This window comes from Pseudomonas ficuserectae (assembly GCF_024584585.1).
GTDB classification, from domain to species: Bacteria; Pseudomonadota; Gammaproteobacteria; order Pseudomonadales; family Pseudomonadaceae; genus Aquipseudomonas; species Aquipseudomonas amygdali.
Map to the genome: position 1 here is coordinate 1,310,684 of NZ_CP085684.1, position 18,524 is coordinate 1,329,207.

Below are 18,524 nucleotides of genomic sequence, written 5' to 3' on the forward strand. Positions count from 1 at the left end.
CTATAGGGGACGCCAGCCATGGCGCTGCATATCCACCCGATTATTCAGAATGGTAACGCCCTCGGCGCGCAAACGGGCCCGCTGTTCGTCACCGGACACACTGCCAACGGGCAGACTGAGCCGACCGCCGGCCCCCAGCACCCGATGCCAGGGCAGGGAAGAGCCGTCCGGCAACTGACTCAATGTACGGCCCACCCAGCGCGCAGCTTTGCCCAGCCCTGCCAGTTCAGCCAGTTGACCATAGGCGACCACCTTGCCCTCCGGTATTTGCGCCATCGTCAGGTAGAGGGCCGTACGTCGCATTTCGGCAGCTGACGGCTCGCCAGGGTAAAGAAGTGTCAAGTCCGGGTCGGTCACGCGTTTATCCTGTATAAAACGATATTGATTGTCGTTCGCGGAACTTTGGTCGATCGCTGCTGTCTGTTACCACCGTGTCTGGCGGTCCATGGATTGAGATCGCCTTGATGTTTTTCTGCAGGATGATGCCCGCCTTCCCGCCAAACAGAGCCTGATTACCGCTTATGTTGTCCAGAACCCTGCTGTGCCTCGCAATTACTACTGTTTCCACTCCATTGCTTGCCGACACTGTCTGGTTGAAGAACGGTGATAGGCTGACTGGCACAATCAAAGTGTTCGACGGTGGCAAGCTGCTATTGCAGACCGAATACGGCGGCGCTATTCCGTTGGACTGGAAGCAGGTCAAAACCCTGCAAAGCGATCAGCCACTGTTGGTAAAGCAGGATGAGCACACAGGCGAAGTCTCCAAGTCGTTGCAGGCTTCGGACGACGGCAAGGTCGTACTGGCTAATGGCGATGCACCCAAGACCGTCGAACTGGCAAGCATTCATCAGATCATCAAGCCCAAGCCGGTTATCACTGATCTTGTCTGGAAAGGCAATATCGATGCGGCGCTGGATTTCCAGCAGGCAGAAAACGATACCAATGACTACAACATTGCCTTCAAGACTTCGGCGCGTCACGGCCAATGGCGCCATAACGCCAAAGGCGATTACAACCGCGAAACGACCGATGATGTGGTGGGCACCGACAACTGGAGCGCCGAATACTCGCTGGACCGCTTCCTGACCGAGAAATTCTTCTGGGATGCTCGTGTGACCTACAAGCGCGACAAGATCGAAGACCTGTCGCGCCAGCGTGTTGTCGGTACAGGTCCTGGTTACCAGTTGTGGGATGACGAGCTGGGAGCCTTCAAGGTTGGTGCGCTGCTCAACCGTACAGATTTCGAATTCTCCAATGGTCAGAAGGAAAACTTCTATTCCGTTGCCGGCACCTGGGATTACAACCGCTACCTGATCGGCAAGAAGTTCGAGTTCTTCAGCAACGGCGAACTGGGCAAGCCGTTGAGTGGCGTTGCCGATTACTCGATGGATGTCGAAGCCGGGCTGCGCTACAAGGTTACCGACTGGGCGTCGCTTAACCTGAAGGCCGAGAAAAACATCATCAGTGGCTCGGATAACGGCGACGTGGACAAGACCCGCTACACCGCCGGTTTCGGTGTGAGCTGGTAAAAAATGTGGCGAGCGATGCATACCGTGTGCATCGCTCTGCCGCTATGCGCTGACTAGATTCTCATCGCGCCGTCCAGCTCCAGTATGCGGCCACTGAAATAATCGTTTTCAAGAATGTAAGCCACCGAGTGGGCGATTTCGTCTGGCTTGCCCATACGCTTGAGCGGGATGGCCGAGGTCATTTTCTCAAGTGCCTCAGGGCGCATGCTGCCGGTCATTTCGGTTTCAATGAACCCAGGTGCCACGCCCGCCACGCGGATTCCGTAGCGTGCCAGTTCCCTTGCCCAGGTAACGGTCGCGGCGGCAACGCCGGCCTTGGCTGCCGAATAGTTGGTTTGTCCGATATTCCCCGCCCGTGAAATCGACGAGATATTGATGATCGCGCCCTGGCTCTTCTGCTCGATCATTTTCGCCGCCACCTCGCGCGTGCAGAGGAATACGCCGGTCAGATTGACGTCAATCACCGATTGCCATTGCGCCAGGCTCAGTTTGGTCATCACGCCATCCTTGACCTTGACCAGCAGGCCGTCACGCAAAATACCGGCGTTGTTGACCAGGCCATGAATGGCCCCGAAATCCTCGGCGACCTTATTGACCGTGTCGACGACCTGTTCTTCATTGGCGACATTGCATAGATAGGCGCGAGCCTTGACCCCGAGCGCCTCACAGGCTACGACGGCCTGATCAAGTTTGTCCTGATTCAGGTCCAGCAGTGCCAGGTTCGCGCCCTTGCCAGCCAGATATTCGGCCATGGCTCTGCCTAGCCCCTGGCATCCGCCGGTGATAATTATCAGCTTGTCTTTCAATTCCATGTGCGTGCCCAATCACAGTTGATCGTTTCCATGGCATCACTGGCTTGATGCTAGTGCTTATGCCATAGCCAGAGCACGTTATAGGCTGTTTTCGCCCGTTCGTCTCGCCTCTGCCACCCAGCCCTGAAATACACCGATACACGTTTGTGAAGCCCAGGTTCAGCTGACTTATGCGCATAATTAAGCTGTTACCCAAGCGCAGGGAGCTTGAATTAACGACCTTCTGACATCACATACGGTCTACTCGGAAGGCATTCTTCCCTTGAGGAACTCATTTGATGCGTGTTTTTTTGCTGCTGTTTTTATTATTCCCGGTACTTGAGCTGTTTCTGCTGGTTCGTGTCGGGATGTCCATCGGCTTTCTCTGGACCTTCCTGCTGGTCGTCGCGACGTCCATGCTGGGCTTGTTCGTCATGCGGGTAGCCGGTTTTGCAACGGCGCTGCGTGCGCGCGAAAGTCTGGCGCGTGGCGAGTTGCCTGCCCAGGAAATGCTCGAAGGCCTGATGGTCGCTGTCGGTGGCGGTCTACTGCTGTTGCCCGGCTTCATCAGTGACATTCTGGGTGTCATCTGTCTGCTGCCGATTACTCGTCGTCTGCTGATCAACAAGGTTCGTCGCCGTGCAGAGGATCAGGCTATGCGTCAGCGCGCCTTCGCCGATGATCTGCAGACTCAGGCCAATCAGGGACCTGCCAGCCATCGCCCCAATGCCATTCACCAGCCGACCCGCGAGCCGGACGTTATTGAAGGCGAGTTTGAACATCGCGACAAGTAGCCGTTACACCCCCGGCAGCGCGGCACCTTCGGGTGCCGCGCTCGTTTTGGCGTGGCAATTGGGCTGTAAAATTTTTTTGCTCAAGACTTGTAATCACTTTGCTCGCCCTTATGTATGGGTCACCGCAAGGTTTCTGGCATGAAGGCCAGACCGTATTCTGCGGTTCGCGCGTCGAACCGTAACCGGCAAGTCCGGATTTAAACCGGCCGGTGCACTCACCGGACGATCAAACAAACATAATCAGGAGATCGACAATGAAGCTTCGTCCTCTGCATGACCACGTCGTAATCCGGCGCAGTGAAGAAGAAACGAAAACTGCCGGCGGTATCGTTCTGCCAGGTTCGGCTGCTGAAAAGCCTAACCGCGGCGAGATCGTTGCTGTGGGTACCGGCCGCGTGCTGGACAACGGCGAAGTACGTGCGCTGGCTGTGAAAGTGGGTGACAAGGTTGTGTTCGGCCCTTATTCCGGCAGCAACACAGTGAAAGTAGACGGCGAAGACCTGCTGGTGATGAGCGAGAACGAGATTCTTGCTGTCATCGAAGGCTGAGTGCTCCCGCTGATTTCCGTTACTACAAAGTATTCAAGGAATAATGATCATGGCTGCTAAAGAAGTTAAATTCGGCGATTCTGGCCGCAAAAAAATGCTCGCCGGTGTAAACGTCCTGGCTGACGCAGTTAAAGCGACCCTGGGCCCTAAAGGCCGTAACGTTATCATCGAGAAAAGCTTTGGCGCTCCGCTGATCACCAAAGACGGTGTGTCGGTTGCCAAGGAAATCGAGCTTAAAGACCGTTTTGAAAACATGGGCGCGCAGCTGGTCAAAGACGTTGCCTCCCGTGCCAACGATGACGCCGGTGACGGTACTACTACCGCTACCGTTCTGGCTCAGGCTATCGTCAACGAAGGCCTGAAGGCTGTCGCTGCCGGCATGAACCCGATGGACCTCAAGCGCGGCATCGACAAGGCGACCATCGCCATCGTTGCAGAGCTGAAAAAACTGTCCAAGCCTTGCACCGACACCAAGGCAATTGCCCAGGTGGGTACCATTTCGGCCAACTCTGATCACTCCATCGGCGACATCATTGCCGAAGCCATGGAAAAAGTGACCAAAGACGGCGTTATCACCGTTGAAGAAGGTTCGGGTCTGGAAAACGAGCTGTCTGTTGTAGAAGGCATGCAGTTTGACCGCGGTTACCTGTCTCCGTACTTCATCAACAAGCCAGACACCATGGTTGCCGAGCTGGACAGCCCGCTGCTGTTGCTGGTCGACAAGAAGATCTCCAACATTCGCGAAATGCTGCCGGTTCTGGAAGCAGTCGCCAAGGCTGGCCGTCCTCTGCTGATCGTTGCTGAAGACGTTGAAGGCGAAGCGCTGGCAACTCTGGTTGTCAACAACATGCGCGGTATCGTGAAAGTTGCAGCCGTCAAGGCTCCAGGTTTCGGCGATCGTCGCAAGGCCATGCTGCAGGACATCGCTGTTCTGACCGGCGGTACCGTTATCTCCGAAGAGATCGGCCTGAGCCTGGAAACCACTACCCTGGAACACCTGGGTAATGCCAAGCGCGTCATCCTGAACAAAGAAAACACCACCATCATTGATGGTGCTGGCGTCAAAACCGATATCGACTCGCGTATCTCCCAGATCCGTCAGCAAATCGGCGACACCAGCTCGGACTACGACAAGGAAAAACTGCAAGAGCGTCTGGCCAAGCTGTCTGGCGGCGTTGCAGTGATCAAGGTCGGTGCCGGTTCCGAAGTTGAGATGAAAGAGAAGAAAGCCCGCGTTGAAGACGCCCTGCACGCAACCCGCGCAGCCGTCGAAGAAGGCGTGGTACCTGGCGGTGGCGTAGCACTGGTTCGCTCCCTGCAAGCTATCGAAGGTCTGAAAGGCGACAACGCTGATCAGGACGTCGGTATTGCTCTGCTGCGTCGCGCCGTTGAAGCACCTCTGCGCCAGATCGTTGCCAACTCCGGTGACGAGCCAAGCGTTGTTGTCGACAAGGTAAAGCAGGGTTCGGGTAACTTCGGTTACAACGCTGCTTCCGGCGAATACGGCGACATGATTGAAATGGGTATCCTGGACCCGGCCAAAGTGACTCGCTCTGCTCTGCAGGCGGCGTCCTCCATCGCCAGCTTGATGATCACCACCGAAGCGATGATCGCTGACGTGCCTGAAGACAAGCCAGCAGGCGGCGGCATGCCGGACATGGGCGGCATGGGTGGTATGGGCGGCATGATGTAAGCCGGCTTTACCCCGAAAAGCTACACCCATAAAGAACCCCGCCTTGTGCGGGGTTTTTTTGTCTTGCTGTTCCGGATCAATCAGCGCGTCGGTTGTACTTTGCTGTTATCGAGTCCCTTGGTTTCGGGGCGGTAAAGTACAAAGTAGTAAACCCCCAGACAGATCAACCAGCAAAACACTGCAGTCCAGATGTTATGGGAAAAGAAGTGCGCGCCTTGCAGCATTCGGCCGATAGAGAACACTGTTCCCAAACCGAAGGCCAGGGCCAGCCCCATTTTCGCCATTCTCGGGCGGCGGTCGCGCAAGGCGAAGAACAGGGCAAACAGGGTAAACCCGGTGGCCGCATGACCTCCCGGCCAGCAGCGACCTGGCTTGTCGGTGGCGGGGCGCGGGCTCAACAGTTCACTGTAGGTTTCCTGGCCGCCGAACTCGGTCAGGCTCCAGGGGCATTGCACCGAGGTCACCACTTTTACTGGTGTCACGAAGGCGGTTGAAAGCGCCATGGACAACACCAGACAACCCAGTTCTCTGCGCCACGGGATCAGGCGTTCTACCTTGAATGACGCGGCAAAGCCGATCATCGCCAGTACGCCGAAAACCATCACCAGTTGTTTGGCGCGGTCGTGAAGGACGTCTTCCAGAAAATAGCTATGCCTGCCAATGAATTGCCCACTGACGGGATCGAAGGCAAGCCTGGCGATGTCCATGTCCAGCGAAGTCAGCTCAAGGAGTACGAGGATCAGCGCGACAACAGCGGGGATACCCAGATAAATCCACGGATTTATTGAGCGAGAATAGGGTGGGGCGACGGTTTTCGACATATCGAATCCAGATCGGTGAAAGGCATGCCGCGATCATTGTGTGCGACGGTTTGTCTCAAAGTGTGTCATGTGCTTTGTAAATCATAGGTGAAAAAATCGTCATGCCATATCGGCGCTGGCCCTGACGCTCACTTCGTCTTAAGCTGCGCCAGCCCAAACTGCATATGAGAGTGCGTTATGCGAATTCTTCTGGTTGAAGACAACCGCGACATCCTGGCGAACATGGCCGATTACCTGGGCATGAAAGGCTATACCGTCGACTGCGCTCAGGATGGCCTCTCAGGACTGCACCTGGCAGCCACCGAGCATTACGACCTGATTGTCCTCGACATCATGCTGCCGGGCATCGACGGCTACACGCTGTGCAAGCGTCTGCGCGAAGATGCCCGTCGCGATACCCCGGTCATCATGCTGACCGCACGTGACCAGCTGGACGACCGTCTGCAAGGCTTCCGCTCCGGCGCTGATGACTACCTGCTCAAGCCGTTCGCCCTGTCCGAACTGGCCGCGCGCATCGAAGCGGTGTTGCGCCGTGCCCAAGGCGGCGGACGGCGTACCTTGCAGGTCGCCGATCTGGTCTATGACCTCGACACCCTTGAGGTGACGCGTGAAGGCCGGATGCTCAAACTCAACCCGGTCGGGCTCAAACTGCTCGCCGTCCTGATGCAGAAAAGCCCGCATGTATTGCGCCGCGAGATTCTGGAAGAGGCTCTGTGGGGCGACGACTGCCCGGACAGCGACAGCCTGCGCAGTCATGTGCATCAGTTGCGTCAGGTGATCGACAAACCGTTCGGCAAACCGCTGTTGCAGACCGTGCACGGTGTGGGCTATCGCTTGGCCGAGGGCCGGGATGGAGTTTAAACAGAGTCTTGCCCAACGGATCATCATTGCCTTTGCATTGATGAGTGCACTGGTCGCCGGGTCTTTCGCCATCGGCATTATTTCCACGGTCCATCTGGTCGAAGAAAAACTGATTTCTGCCGGTCTTGGCGGCGACCTTAATCGCCTGATGCTGATGGACAGTGTCAGTGACTGGAGCCACCGGCCCAAGCCCGATCAGTTGTTCTATTTCAGCAACGGTCCGGGCGATTTCGATCTGCCCAAAGACCTTCGGCACCTTGAACCCGGTTTTCATGAGGTCTTCCGTGGGCCACTGTCGTACCACGCCATGATTGAGGTGGTAGACGGTCGGCATTACGCCCTGCTTCAGGACCAGAGCGATTTTGAAGAGCGTGAGCGGGTTTTGTTCGCTGTCGTGCTGGTCGGTTTTGTTCTGGCATTGGCGCTGGCGGTATTTCTCGGCTGGGTATTGGCCCGTCGGGTGATGGCACCGGTAGTGCGTCTGGCCAGACAGGTTCGTCACCGTGACCAGTTGCTGGGGCTGGCACCGCCACTGGCACCTGACTACGCCGCTGATGAGGTCGGCGAGCTGGCGGTGGCGTTCGATGCAACGCTGGGGCGTCTGAGGCAAGCGTTGATTCGTGAGCGCATGTTTACCAGTGACGTGAGTCACGAGCTGCGCACCCCATTGATGGTACTGGCCAGCTCCTGCGAGCTGCTGCTGGAAAACCCTGCGCTCGACCTGCGAGGGCGTCGTCAGGTCGAGCGCATTGGCCGCGCCTGCGAAGAGATGCGTGATCTGGTGCAAACGTTCCTCATGCTCGCCCGCACCCAGCGTGAAGACCCGGCCATGACGCCCAAGGCCACGCTGGTCGGAGTGGCCGAGCAGTTGATCTCTCAATGGCGTGATCCGATAGAAGGCAAGGGGCTGCAACTGACCTACACGCCACCTGCCGATGACCAGCTGTCCGAAATTCGTTACAACGCGACCTTCCTCCATGCCGTGATGGGTAACTTGCTGCGCAACGCGCTGCACTACACTGATTACGGATTCATTGCGCTGACCCTGCACGCCGAAAGTTTCACCGTGGAAGACAGTGGCGTCGGTATTCCCGAGGAAAAACGCGAGGCCATGTTCGAGCCATTTGTACGTGGTAACGAGCAGCGCGGGGAAGGCCTGGGCCTTGGTTTGTCACTGGTGCAGCGCATCTGCGCCAACCAGGGATGGAGCGTCGATCTCACGCCCATGGAGCCACACGGTTGCCGGTTCGAAGTGACATTGAACCTGAACAAAACCTGACGTTCATTTTGAGCAGACCCACCTCAGTGTGTGACGGTAAATCGACTGCACTTCGTCGATAAGTCACACACGGCGTCTAACTCTCTGTAAAATCTCGAAACATCTGAAGTATAGAGGTAACAATATTTTCACATTCAGATGACCTGACAGTGACAGCGGTGCCTTTAGTTTGGCCCGCATCAACGTCAGGAGCAGCTCTCATGAGCGACCGCATAGAACTCGAGTTTTCCCGCAAGTACGACAAGTCGCATGCTCGTCAGTACCTTGAAAAGCATCAGGACGGTCTTTGGCGCAAGTTGTCGCATCATCGCGATGAACAACTGGCGAGAAAAGCGCTTCACCTGGCCGGTGACCCTGGCCTGGTGCTGGATCTGCCTTGCGGCGCGGGGCGTTTCTGGCCATTGTTGGCCGAGAAACCGAACCGCTCGATCATCGGGGCTGACAACTCCGCAGACATGCTCAGCACCGCTTGTGCGTCACAGCCGGCAGAAGTTGTGAAAAGGGTACAACCTTTGCAGACATCTGCCTTTGACATCGACCTGCCTGATAACGCAGTAGACAGCATCTTCTGCATGCGCCTGCTGCACCACGTCGGTCAGTCAAGCGATCGGATGGCTCTATTGCGTGAGTTCCAGCGCGTAACCCGGGACAGTGTGATTGTCTCATTATGGGTCGACGGCAATTTCAAAGCATGGAAGCGTGCACGTCTGGAGAAACAGCGTCTCCAGAAAAACGGGCAGGAAAGTTACCAGAATCGTTTTGTGTTACCGGTTGCTACCGCAGAATCCGAATTTGAACAGGCAGGATTTCGTATCCAGAACCGAATGGATTTTCTGCCGATGTACGCCATGTGGCGTGTCTACGTCTTACGTAAAAGGTAAACAGATGGGTTTGCAGTCCTTGAAAGAGCCAGTTGTGAACTCGGTGCAGGATGAGTTCAACCATTTCTGGAGTCAGCACGGCGAATGGGTTGAAGAACCCAATTCCCGTCGAGGTGGAGAAAGTGGTGTACAGCGGCTCACGATGGACAACGGGCAAACGCTTTATGCCAAGCGTCAGACAGGGCATATATACCGCAGTTTGCTGCACCCTTTGGGGCGACCGACTGTATTGCGTGAGCGTGAAGCGCTTGAAGGTCTGCGCAAGCTTGGCGTAGTCGTGCCGGAAGTGGTGTTTTGCGGTGCCGAGCGTGGCGAGGACAATGCCTGGCGGGCATTGCTGGTCACGGTTGCGCTGGAAGGTTTCGAAGAGATAGAAAAGTGGCAGGCTGGCGGAGGACGCGAGCGGCATGGCGAGCTGTTCTATGAGCTCGTGCTCAAGGAAGTGGCGGCCACCCTGGCCCGCATGCACCTTGGCCGCTGGCAGCATAGCTGCCTTTATATCAAGCACATATTTGTACGTGTGACCGGTGAGGGGCCGGATGCCAAAGTCGAGGTTGCCTTGCTGGACCTCGAAAAAGGCCGGCGCCGCCTGACAGCGCAAGGGGCGGCCCAGCATGATATGAAACAGCTACGACGCCATTCGTCATTCAGCGCTGCAGACTGGCAAAAGTTGATCTACTTTTATCAGGCAGCGTTTGGCAGCTCTATCAAAGGTTTAGAGTCATGAAGCTAGAAATGGCAAGAGGTCTGTTTATCTTCGGTGCATTGGCAATTGCCACTGTCGCAGTGGCAGCGCTTGAACAACCGTCTACCCAGATACTCACGACACAGCACGGCGAGGGATATTGCCCGTTGCCGCGTGTGGCCAAGAGTCTGGTGAGCGTGCAGCCTGATCATGACCTGTTGCTGTTCATGTACAGCCTGGCGCAAGGGGCTGGGGTCAGGAACTGAGGCGCTTTGCTGCCTGACTTCTGACTATCCTGCTTGAGCCAGATGAAGGTGGTTGTCCCACAGCCCTGCTGGCAGGTCCAACGGTTTGGCCAGCAGTTGCGCTTTGCGACAATCATAGAAGCGGCAACGCCCTTGGCCCGAAGTCACGACAAACCCGTCGGCTACCGCACCCACGCCTGCGCAGTCTGGTAGCGGCGCATCCAGCTTCAATGCACCGCTGTCCAGATCCCAGATAAAGAACCGGTTGCCACGCGGCGCTGTCAGGGCTACCAGGCGCAGATCACTGTGCACTGCAACGCTTGCAGTGTAATGAGCCATCGCCCGCAGTTGTTCTTCTGCCACCGGAAAGGCCTGAAAGGGCTGCCCCGGCCGTTTGATTGCCAGCAACTCGGCTACTTCGTGGCTTTCGCCCATGAACTGCTGGCCTGCCACGATGGTGCCGTCGCTGGCGATGCCCATGTGACGCACGCTGTTCATCTGCTGGGAAAGAGTCTCCTTGCTCAGCAATGTACCGTCACGCTGCATGATCACCAGGCTGGGCTGCATGGCATTCAGGTTCATCTCTACCCGGCTTTCCGCTTCGGTGCGAATACCGCCGTTCGCGACCACCAGCGTTTCGCCATCCGGCATCCACGAAACCTGATGCGGACCGATACCGTGCGTAGGAATTTCAGCCGAGTGCACCAGTCGCTGATCAACGAATCGATAGACGCCCAGTAGCCCTCGGCCTGGGTCAAGGGTGTCGTTTTCCGTCGCATATAGCCATTCGCCGTCGCGGTGAATCACCGCATGACCATAGAAGTGTCGGTTCGGCTGCGAAGCGATGGTTTGCAGTAAGCGGCCATCGCGCAAATCGATCAGATAGCTTTCAGTACCTGGACGACGTGCGATGAACACTGCAATCGGCAGGTCGGGATGATTGATGATGTCGTGGCAGCGCTGGCCCACCTGGGTGGCAAATACCTGCGTTCCGTCGAGCCGGAAACCCACCGCGTAGTGTTTGCCTTCGCCATCGTCGCGAGCGGAGAGCAGCAGAGGGGATGCGTCTTTTTGCCTGAACAGCGTCCAGCCGCCCAGCGTGAAAGCGCTGAGCAAGAGACTGCCGAGGGCCATGGCCTGACGTCGCAACATCACGTGTACCTCTTGATCAATCGCCGTCGTTGGCGTTGAAGCCCAACTGAATGCCCAATGCCTTGGCCAGCTCGCCTTCGTGCAGGCGGTGCACCGCATTGAGGCTGTCGTAGAACGCATTGAGTTGCTGACGTCCTGTTTCGGTGGCCAGCAGGTCGGCGAGCGGCGGCTTGAGTTCCGACAGTAATTTGCGGCTGGTAGCGTAGGCCGCATCGATTTTGTCAGCCAGCGGTTTCTGCTCGGCGGGCAGCAAGCTGCGCAGACCCTTGTTGTCGACACCGGTCCAGACCGTTTCGGCGCTGATCAGGCTGGCTTCCAGGCTGCTGAGCGACGATTTGCTGCGCCATGCATCTGCCTGGAAGGGTTGCGGCTGGCCCTTGCTCTGGCGACCCAGTGGCGTGCCCAGCTTCTTCTTCAGACTGTCGAGGGCCGTGACCTGAACCCGCAGCAGTTCGGCGATGGCTTCATGAGAATCTGCGTAGCGCTGGTTGGGGAATTTGCTCAGTTGCGCAAGCATGCCGTCGGTACTGTTCCAGCTGCTGAGGATTTCCTCGGCAAGCTGCTTTTGACGCTCGCCGATTGCCATCAGCAGCGGGCAGTAGCGGGCTTTCTGTTCGCTATTGGCCATGTCGATTTCCGCGTCGAACAGAATGTATTCGTAAGCGGACAAACCTTGCACCACGACGCTGGCCTTGGACAGCTCCTGAGCAGTGATCTGCGGCTGTGCCGTCACCAGTTGCTCGACCTGCCGGCCAACCAGGTTCTTCTTGTCTGGCCAGAACTGTATTTGCCAGGCGCGATTGCCCTCGGCCAGAGGGCCGATCAGCAGCGGTTGCAGCTCGGCCCAGGTCTTCTGCGCCTTGAGAAAGTCGGCGCGTGCTGTGGCCAGATCAGTCTTGCCCTGACAGAACGCCAGTGCGCTGGTTGCCAACTGACGATCAGCATCGACCCAACGGCTGTAGGTCGGCAGGATTACCTGTTTGGCAATGGCTGCGGACGTGACCGCCTGAGGGTCGGATGGCGAGCAGGCACCCAATGCAAGCGCCGCAAGGCTGGTCAGCAACAACTTGGGTCGGAACATGTCCGGCTCCTTATTTTATTTTCGAAAGATGATTTTGAAAAAATAATGTTGAACGAGACGATTCTGGAATGGGAGCAATCATAACGAATTCAGAAACGCCAACAGCGCTTCACGCTGTTGCGCGTCAAATGCAAGAACCTGCCGCTGCGCTGCCTGGGCTTCGCCGCCATGCCACAGTATCGCCTCAAGTACATTGCGGGCGCGACCATCGTGCAACAGTTGGGTGTGCCCGCTCACCGTGCCGGTCAGGCCAAGCCCCCACAGTGGGGGCGTGCGCCACTCGCGGCCAGTGGCCTGGAACTCGGTACGGTTATCGGCCAGCCCTTCGCCCATGTCGTGCAGCAGCAAATCGCTGTAAGGGCGAATATCCTGATTGGCCAGCTCAGGTTCGGCAGCGTCGCTACGGGTCTTGAACGAGGGCGTGTGGCATTGCTGGCAGCCCGCCTGAAAAAACAGATTCTTGCCCGCCAGCACCTGAGGGTCATCGACCTTGCGGCGTGCCGGAACCCCCAGGTTGCGTGTGTAGAACTCCACCAGACGCAGGATGTTGTCGCTGACCTCCGGCTCGTCGTTCGGGCCATTGCCGTTGGGCGCTGCCAGGCAGTCGGCCTGGGCTGGCGTGCAGTCATCAAAGCGGCGCAGGCTGGTAGTCAGCCCCATGTCGCCGGAAAAAGCGTGCACGTTCTGCTGATTCAGGTTGGGTTGCCCGGCTTTCCAGCCGAATCGGCCCATGACGACTTTTTGCTGTGCATCGTCCCAGACCCAGTTTGGGCGTCCCGATATGCCATCGGCGTTCTTGTCATCCGGGTCGGCATTGGCAAGAATTGCTTCATCGGCAATCGCCTCAAGCAACCCCAGCCCGATCATCGGCGGGGCTATGCGCGCCGAGATGTGGGTATCGGGGTGCATTGGTCCGTAACCCAACTGGGTGATTCGGAGGGTCGGCTGGCGCAGCTCGACTGAGGTGCCATCGCGAAACTTGACCGCCAGCGCATCGTACTCGACCCGCACCTTGCCCTCGGGGGCCACGCCGGGGTTCGACATGTCCTGCAACTGCCCACCGTAAGTCGGCTCAGGCAGCACGCCATTGCGCTGCACAAGCTCGGCGTAGGCCGGGTCATCAGGAATCGACAGCCTGACCAGCATCGACACGGCGTTGCTGTCGCCAGTTTCTGGCGGATGACCACGACCGTCCTTGATGTGGCAGTTCTGGCAAGCGTTGGTGTTGAACAACGGCCCAAGCCCGTCGCGAGCGGTCGTGGTCGATGGCGCAATCACCCACGGACTGCGGAAAAAACTGTTGCCGACACTGAAGTCCAGCCGCCGCACGGGCGACAAGTTGGCCGAGGGCATGGAAAAGGCATTTTGATCGCTCTTCCTGACCGTCGCACTGCCTCCGGACAAGGCTTCTCCCGGCTCGGCATGAGTGAAACGCGGGGCGTCATCGCATGCACTCACGGCCAGAGTCGTAAGCAAGGCGAGGGATAGACGGAGCCGCGTACTCATACACATCCTGCAACGAGGCGAAAATCGGGGCGTGCAAGCTTATCAGCCTCGTGCGGTTTGAATAAGAGGGATTATCGTTTGCCCGCTCTGACGTAATGCGTTGTTACGAATCTCTGAGGCTGGTCCGGTCCCGGCATTTTTGCCTATGCTGCACATGTCGAAGTTGACAGCACACACAGACAACATGCCCAGCAGAGGCCACATCAATGGATAACCCGGAAAACAGCGCGCTCGTGACCACAATCGAGACGCTGGAAGCGCTCTATGGCCCGATTGCTCCTCCTTCCATGATCAAGGAAGTTGACCATATTCACGCGGTTTACCGGCCCTTCATCGAGTCGGCACCCTTTGTTGTGCTGGCCTCTGCCGGGTCTGATGGCCTTGATGCGTCCCCGCGTGGCGATCATTCGGGCTTCGTGCATATCGAGGACAGCAAGACGCTTTATCTGCCTGACCGGCGCGGCAACAACCGCATCGACACCCTGCGCAATATCATCAGCGACCCACGCGTCGCGTTGCTGTTCCTCATCCCTGGCGTGGGCGAGACCTTGCGGGTCAACGGAACAGCGCAGATATCGGTTCAGCCCGAACTGTTGTCGCGTTTTGAGGTGAACGGCCAACTGCCCAGGTCAGTGCTGCGCATCTCCGTGACCAGCGTGTACTTCCAATGCAGCAGGGCAACCATCAGGTCCGGTTTATGGGATGCAACCCGGCACATCGAACGCAGCACGCTGCCGACTGCCGGGCAAATACTAAAAGCGGTTTCGGCCGAGCAGATCGACGGTGACGCCTATGACAAGGCTTTGCCGGGACGCATCGCGGATACGTTGTATTGAAGCTCCGGGAACTCGTTTCTGTAATGGTCAGCGCTCAGCAGTTGAAAGCAACGCATATCGGTCAGGCATAAAAAATGCCGGTTAGCGAACTGACCGGCATTGGTTGTTACCGCAAACAGTACCTGTCAGAACTCGTGATCAGCGTTGTCCGGGTTCAGGTCGGTGATGCCGAGCTTGCCAGCGGCCTGTTCGATAGCCCCCGTCTGTTTGACCAGCGCAGCAATGGCGTCACGCACCACTTGATTGCCTGCCGTGTTGCCGGCAGCGATCAACTGGTCGAAGTGCTCACCCTTGTTGGCGTGATCAACGATGACCTGTAGCTTGGCCTGGGTGTCGTCCAGATCGGCGCGCAAGGTGGCGTCGGTGGCAGGGTCTACCTTGGCAACCAGAGACGAAAGGCTCGGGCCGCTGACTTTGCTGCCATCGGTGCGCGTGTATTCGCCCAGGTAAACGTTGCGAATACCCTTGCCGTTGTAGAAGTGAGAGTTGTGCGTGTTGTCGCTGAAGCAGTCGTGTTCGTCTTCGCTGGAGTTGGCTTCCAGTGCGACTTTCATACGCTCGCCCGCCAGTTCACCCAGCGACAGGCTGCCCATGCCGAAGAGCATTTTGCGCAGACCGCTTTCGCCGGATTCGGCTTCCAGCGTGGCGCGGTAGTTGTCGGCAACGCCGGCCTTCCAGTTGCCGGACATTTCTTCCAGATCGCTGACCAGCAGATCGGTAACAGCCTTGAGGTAGGCGCGGCGGCGGTCGTTGTGGCCGCCGGTCGCACCGGCGCCTTCAAGGTAGTCACTGGCTGGACGAGCCCCGGCACCAAGGCCGGTGCCGTTCAGATCCTGGCCCCACAGCAGAAATTCAATAGCGTGGTAGCCGGTAGCAACGTTCGCTTCGGAACCGCCCAGCTCGTTCAGGCTGGCGAGTTTTTCAGAGGTGATCTCCTTCACGTCGACCTTGTCTTCGCCGACCTGAATTTCGGTGTTGGCGATGATATTGGCAGTCGCGCCCGGGTTGCCCAGCGCGTGCTGGTAATCCTTGGCGACATAGTCGATCAGCCCTTCGTCCAGAGGCCAGGCGTTAACCTGTCCTTCCCAGTCGTCGATGATGGTGTTGCCGAAGCGGAAGACTTCGCTCTGCATGTAAGGCACACGCGCAGCTACCCACGCATCCCGTGCGGCTTTCAAAGTTTCATCGTTGGGTTTTGCCAGGAATGCGTCGACGGCGGTGCTCAGTTTTTTCGCACCAGCTTCGGCGTCGTCGAACACCGCAGACACCATGTTGGCGTAATTCGCGACCACAGCCTTGGCCGCCGCGTCGTCAGTCTGGGCGGCTGCGGCCGGAGCAGGGGCAGCAGGCGTCGCCGCGGGAGTCGCAGGAGCAGCGGCTGGCGCGGGTGCCGGGGCGGCAGCCTTGTCCTTGCCTTCGCCACAACCGGCGAGAGAGATAGCGATGGCCAACAGACTAGCGGTTGCCAGAGGCATACGAATCATGACGGAATCCTGCGTCGATAAAGTTGATGGCGGGGTGCGCCCAGAAAATCTGCGACATGATGCGAAAGATTTGCATTCGATGTAAAGGCAAAACGCCTTTGCGGTCGTGTTCAGGTATTCAGCAGGTTGTAACAGTCGGTTTCAAGATGGCTCGAAAGAGCACGGCCGTTCAAAGGCTGGCGGCGTTACGCTCTCTCGACTGTTTCAGGTAAGCCAGCAATTCCCGACCGGGCAGCGGCTTGCTGTACAGGTAGCCCTGGCCTTCGTGACAGCCCTGGGTGACGATATAGGCTTCCTGCTCGACCGTCTCCACGCCCTCGGCGATGACCTGCATGCCAAGGCTTTTACCCAGCTGGATGATGGCCCGCACGATGGTGGCGTCATCGTCGTCGTCAATCAGGTCCTGAACGAAACTCCGGTCGATCTTGATCTTGTCCAGCGGCAGGCTTTTCAGGTAACTCAGCGACGAGTAACCGGTACCGAAATCATCAATGGCGATCAAGGCGCCGGAGCGTCGCAGGCTCAGCAGGTGCTGGGCGGCGGTATTGATATCTTCCATCAGGCCGGTTTCGGTCACTTCCAGTTCCAGGCTGCGCGGTGGCAGGCGGTAGATCTGCAACAGGTTGTTGACCACGCGCGGCAGTTCCGCGTGATGCAGTTGCACGGTCGACAGGTTGACCGCCATGCGCAAGTCGGTGAAGCCTTGATCAAGCCATTCGCGTAACTGACGGCAGGCCTGATCAAGCACCCATTCGCCGATGGCGATGATGGTGCCATTCTGCTCGGCCAACGGGATGAATACATCCGGCGGCACTAGACCATGCTCTGGATGTTGCCAGCGGATCAAGGCTTCTACGCCAACGATGCGGTGATCGCTATAGCTGATCTGTGGTTGATAGACCAGGTACAACTGATTGCCCGGCAAGGCTTCGCGCAGATCTTTTTCGAGTTCACGACGGCGGCGCATTTCGCTGTCGACGCTGGCGATGTAGAACTGATACCGGTTACGCGAGCGGGCTTTGGCCAGCGTCATGGTCTGTTCAGCTTTTTGCAGCAGTTTCTCGGTGTTGTCGCCGTCTTCGGGAAATAGCGTGATGCCAATGGTCGCTCGTAAGCGGATCTGCTGTTCACCGACTATAAACGGGGCCTCCAGCTCATCCAGAATATTCTGCGCCAGCTCTGCTGCCTCATAGGGTTGCTCGATTTTGGCCTGCACCAGTGCAAACTGATCGCCGCCCAATCGCGCCAGAGCGCCGAGTCGCCCGCTGTGGGCGCGCAGCCGGTCAGCCAGCGCGAGTAACAGTTGATCGCCTGCCTGATAGCTGAACTGTTCGTTGATACCTTTGAAGTCATCTAGGCCAACGCAGAGAATCGCGACCCGGTGCTGCTGACGCCCCGCATCTTCGAGAATTCTGTCCAGACCGATCTGCAACTGAAGCCGGTTGGGCAGGCCGGTCAGGAAATCGTATTGCGCCATGCGCTGCAGATTGTTCTCCGCCTCGTGGCGCAGATAAGTGTGGCGCTCGATGGAGGCCAGCAGCTGGTTGGCGGTATTGACCCAAATCCCCAGTTCGTTTTTCTCGTGGCCTTTGAGCAATGGCAATTGGTGTTCGCTGGGGCGGTCGGGGTTGATCGCGATCAGATGTTCGATGATTTTCGACAGTGGCCTGGTCAGCAACCAGTGATAGACCAGGTACAACACCAGCCCCATTGCCAATGCACGCAATACACCAGCGATGAAGATGATTGCGGCATTGACCAGAAAGCTTTCGCCGTAATTGGCAGTGTCCAGCGTGATACGCAGGTCGCCGTAATACTCGCTGTAGGGGCTGCGACCGACCAGTTGCGTGGTGAAGCTGCGCTCCTGGCCGAGGATAAGGTCTGTCAGCCAGCGGGTTGGAGAGCTTTTCAGCGGGCGGTCTTTTTCTGCGAGCAGGCTTTCGTTGGGGTGTCCTATCGATGCCATGCGTACCGCGTCGTCCTGAAACAGGCCCTCGATGACCTGCATGCCCATTTCGCGGTCCAGGCTGTAAACGGCCTGCGTGGAGGGATCGCGGAACATTCCGAGAATTCGTTCGGCATCGTTCGCCACGGCCTGACGCGTCTTGTAGGCGTCGAAAACGATTTGCGCACAGCTTAGTACGACGCCTACCAGCAGCGCCGAAAGCAGTACGACGCGCAGCAACTTTACCGAAAGGCTATTCTTGAGTTCCAGCTTCAATGGCCGTTCCTTAGTTCGTGTCGGAGGACATATCGCCCCATGACCCTCGAAAAGCCAGATCCGCCCGTCGTGACGTGGTCAGAAACGGTGCGTCTGGCTGATCTTCGCGTTCCTTGC

General features: G+C 57.7%; 18 protein-coding genes. 10 read left to right on the forward strand and 8 right to left on the reverse strand.

Annotated elements, in window-relative coordinates:
• Positions 1–357 (reverse strand): MGMT family protein, encoded by a 357-nt coding sequence (locus tag LJU29_RS05905; protein ID WP_005740986.1) that lies wholly within the window; start codon positions 355–357, stop codon positions 1–3.
• A gap of 164 nt (positions 358–521) precedes the next feature.
• Here LJU29_RS05905 and LJU29_RS05910 point away from each other — a divergent pair, with 164 nt between their 5' ends.
• Positions 522–1,529, forward strand: coding sequence for a DUF481 domain-containing protein (locus LJU29_RS05910; RefSeq protein WP_005733444.1), 1,008 nt, complete (start codon positions 522–524; stop codon positions 1,527–1,529).
• Between the two features lie 53 nt (positions 1,530–1,582).
• Here LJU29_RS05910 and LJU29_RS05915 read toward each other — a convergent pair whose 3' ends face one another.
• Positions 1,583–2,341, reverse strand: a complete 759-nt coding sequence (locus LJU29_RS05915; RefSeq protein ID WP_002555025.1) for an SDR family oxidoreductase — start codon at positions 2,339–2,341, stop codon at positions 1,583–1,585.
• A gap of 278 nt (positions 2,342–2,619) precedes the next feature.
• Here LJU29_RS05915 and LJU29_RS05920 point away from each other — a divergent pair, with 278 nt between their 5' ends.
• The 3 genes from LJU29_RS05920 to groL all read left to right on the forward strand — a co-directional run bounded on the left by LJU29_RS05920 (position 2,620) and on the right by groL (position 5,355).
• Positions 2,620–3,114 carry an FxsA family protein gene (locus LJU29_RS05920; protein ID WP_002555024.1) on the forward strand — a complete coding sequence of 165 codons (495 nt, stop codon included), beginning with the start codon at positions 2,620–2,622 and terminating at the stop codon, positions 3,112–3,114.
• A gap of 254 nt (positions 3,115–3,368) precedes the next feature.
• A complete protein-coding gene (locus tag LJU29_RS05925) occupies positions 3,369–3,662 on the forward strand; it encodes a co-chaperone GroES (RefSeq protein WP_005753954.1) in 294 nt (97 codons plus the stop codon).
• Between the two features lie 49 nt (positions 3,663–3,711).
• Complete coding sequence (gene groL / locus LJU29_RS05930; protein WP_002555022.1) at positions 3,712–5,355, forward strand: chaperonin GroEL; 1,644 nt, start codon at positions 3,712–3,714, stop codon at positions 5,353–5,355.
• Positions 5,356–5,435: 80 nt separating this feature from the next.
• On the opposite strand, the gene LJU29_RS05935 is transcribed toward groL, so the two are convergent.
• Entirely contained in the window at positions 5,436–6,176 is a 741-nt protein-coding gene (locus LJU29_RS05935) for a phosphatase PAP2 family protein (protein WP_005753952.1), read from the reverse strand.
• Positions 6,177–6,353: 177 nt separating this feature from the next.
• Between LJU29_RS05935 and colR the strand changes: the two genes are divergently transcribed.
• The 5 genes from colR to LJU29_RS05960 all read left to right on the forward strand — a co-directional run bounded on the left by colR (position 6,354) and on the right by LJU29_RS05960 (position 10,148).
• Positions 6,354–7,037 (forward strand): two-component system response regulator ColR, encoded by a 684-nt coding sequence (gene colR, locus LJU29_RS05940; RefSeq protein WP_002555020.1) that lies wholly within the window; start codon positions 6,354–6,356, stop codon positions 7,035–7,037.
• Complete coding sequence (locus LJU29_RS05945; protein ID WP_002555019.1) at positions 7,027–8,316, forward strand: sensor histidine kinase; 1,290 nt, start codon at positions 7,027–7,029, stop codon at positions 8,314–8,316. Before colR ends, LJU29_RS05945 begins: the two co-directional genes overlap by 11 nt.
• 200 nt (positions 8,317–8,516) lie before the next feature.
• Positions 8,517–9,197: a class I SAM-dependent methyltransferase gene (locus LJU29_RS05950; RefSeq protein WP_002555018.1), complete on the forward strand. Its 681-nt coding sequence runs from the start codon at positions 8,517–8,519 to the stop codon at positions 9,195–9,197.
• A 4-nt stretch (positions 9,198–9,201) separates the two neighbouring features.
• The gene (locus LJU29_RS05955; protein WP_002555017.1) at positions 9,202–9,924 is read left to right on the forward strand and encodes a lipopolysaccharide kinase InaA family protein; all 723 of its coding nucleotides are present in this window, start codon (positions 9,202–9,204) and stop codon (positions 9,922–9,924) included.
• Entirely contained in the window at positions 9,921–10,148 is a 228-nt protein-coding gene (locus tag LJU29_RS05960) for a hypothetical protein (protein ID WP_002555016.1), read from the forward strand. Before LJU29_RS05955 ends, LJU29_RS05960 begins: the two co-directional genes overlap by 4 nt.
• Positions 10,149–10,172: 24 nt before the next feature.
• On the opposite strand, the gene LJU29_RS05965 is transcribed toward LJU29_RS05960, so the two are convergent.
• The 3 genes from LJU29_RS05965 to LJU29_RS05975 form a co-directional block, all read right to left on the reverse strand.
• On the reverse strand, positions 10,173–11,279 hold the full coding sequence (locus LJU29_RS05965; RefSeq protein WP_057424045.1) for a DUF1513 domain-containing protein: 1,107 nt from the start codon (positions 11,277–11,279) through the stop codon (positions 10,173–10,175).
• Between the two features lie 16 nt (positions 11,280–11,295).
• Positions 11,296–12,360: an imelysin family protein gene (locus LJU29_RS05970; RefSeq protein WP_005740991.1), complete on the reverse strand. Its 1,065-nt coding sequence runs from the start codon at positions 12,358–12,360 to the stop codon at positions 11,296–11,298.
• Between the two features lie 78 nt (positions 12,361–12,438).
• Positions 12,439–13,866: a di-heme oxidoreductase family protein gene (locus tag LJU29_RS05975; RefSeq protein WP_057453371.1), complete on the reverse strand. Its 1,428-nt coding sequence runs from the start codon at positions 13,864–13,866 to the stop codon at positions 12,439–12,441.
• A gap of 206 nt (positions 13,867–14,072) precedes the next feature.
• On the opposite strand from LJU29_RS05975, the gene LJU29_RS05980 reads away from it, so the two are divergent.
• Positions 14,073–14,702, forward strand: coding sequence for a pyridoxamine 5'-phosphate oxidase family protein (locus LJU29_RS05980; protein ID WP_054994688.1), 630 nt, complete (start codon positions 14,073–14,075; stop codon positions 14,700–14,702).
• Positions 14,703–14,827: 125 nt separating this feature from the next.
• On the opposite strand, the gene LJU29_RS05985 is transcribed toward LJU29_RS05980, so the two are convergent.
• Together LJU29_RS05985 and LJU29_RS05990 are read right to left on the reverse strand one after the other, a co-directional pair.
• Positions 14,828–16,186 carry an imelysin family protein gene (locus tag LJU29_RS05985; RefSeq protein ID WP_257111773.1) on the reverse strand — a complete coding sequence of 453 codons (1,359 nt, stop codon included), beginning with the start codon at positions 16,184–16,186 and terminating at the stop codon, positions 14,828–14,830.
• A 169-nt stretch (positions 16,187–16,355) separates the two neighbouring features.
• On the reverse strand, positions 16,356–18,407 hold the full coding sequence (locus tag LJU29_RS05990) for a putative bifunctional diguanylate cyclase/phosphodiesterase (RefSeq protein WP_257111774.1): 2,052 nt from the start codon (positions 18,405–18,407) through the stop codon (positions 16,356–16,358).
• Between the last annotated feature and the right edge of the window lie 117 nt (positions 18,408–18,524).

Excerpts from the sequence above, each read along its gene's own strand:
- LJU29_RS05965 (WP_057424045.1), bottom strand. The coding sequence starts at position 11,279 with ATGTTGCGACGTCAGGCCATGGCCCTCGGCAGTCTCTTGCTCAGCGCT.
- LJU29_RS05915 (WP_002555025.1), bottom strand. The coding sequence starts at position 2,341 with ATGGAATTGAAAGACAAGCTGATAATTATCACCGGCGGATGCCAGGGG.
- LJU29_RS05980 (WP_054994688.1), top strand. The coding sequence starts at position 14,073 with ATGGATAACCCGGAAAACAGCGCGCTCGTGACCACAATCGAGACGCTG.
- colR (WP_002555020.1), top strand. The coding sequence starts at position 6,354 with ATGCGAATTCTTCTGGTTGAAGACAACCGCGACATCCTGGCGAACATG.
- LJU29_RS05945 (WP_002555019.1), top strand. The coding sequence starts at position 7,027 with ATGGAGTTTAAACAGAGTCTTGCCCAACGGATCATCATTGCCTTTGCA.
- LJU29_RS05920 (WP_002555024.1), top strand. The coding sequence starts at position 2,620 with ATGCGTGTTTTTTTGCTGCTGTTTTTATTATTCCCGGTACTTGAGCTG.
- LJU29_RS05985 (WP_257111773.1), bottom strand. The coding sequence starts at position 16,186 with ATGATTCGTATGCCTCTGGCAACCGCTAGTCTGTTGGCCATCGCTATC.
- LJU29_RS05910 (WP_005733444.1), top strand. The coding sequence starts at position 522 with ATGTTGTCCAGAACCCTGCTGTGCCTCGCAATTACTACTGTTTCCACT.
- LJU29_RS05950 (WP_002555018.1), top strand. The coding sequence starts at position 8,517 with ATGAGCGACCGCATAGAACTCGAGTTTTCCCGCAAGTACGACAAGTCG.
- LJU29_RS05925 (WP_005753954.1), top strand. The coding sequence starts at position 3,369 with ATGAAGCTTCGTCCTCTGCATGACCACGTCGTAATCCGGCGCAGTGAA.
- LJU29_RS05960 (WP_002555016.1), top strand. The coding sequence starts at position 9,921 with ATGAAGCTAGAAATGGCAAGAGGTCTGTTTATCTTCGGTGCATTGGCA.
- groL (WP_002555022.1), top strand. The coding sequence starts at position 3,712 with ATGGCTGCTAAAGAAGTTAAATTCGGCGATTCTGGCCGCAAAAAAATG.
- LJU29_RS05970 (WP_005740991.1), bottom strand. The coding sequence starts at position 12,360 with ATGTTCCGACCCAAGTTGTTGCTGACCAGCCTTGCGGCGCTTGCATTG.
- LJU29_RS05935 (WP_005753952.1), bottom strand. The coding sequence starts at position 6,176 with ATGTCGAAAACCGTCGCCCCACCCTATTCTCGCTCAATAAATCCGTGG.
- LJU29_RS05975 (WP_057453371.1), bottom strand. The coding sequence starts at position 13,866 with ATGAGTACGCGGCTCCGTCTATCCCTCGCCTTGCTTACGACTCTGGCC.
- LJU29_RS05955 (WP_002555017.1), top strand. The coding sequence starts at position 9,202 with ATGGGTTTGCAGTCCTTGAAAGAGCCAGTTGTGAACTCGGTGCAGGAT.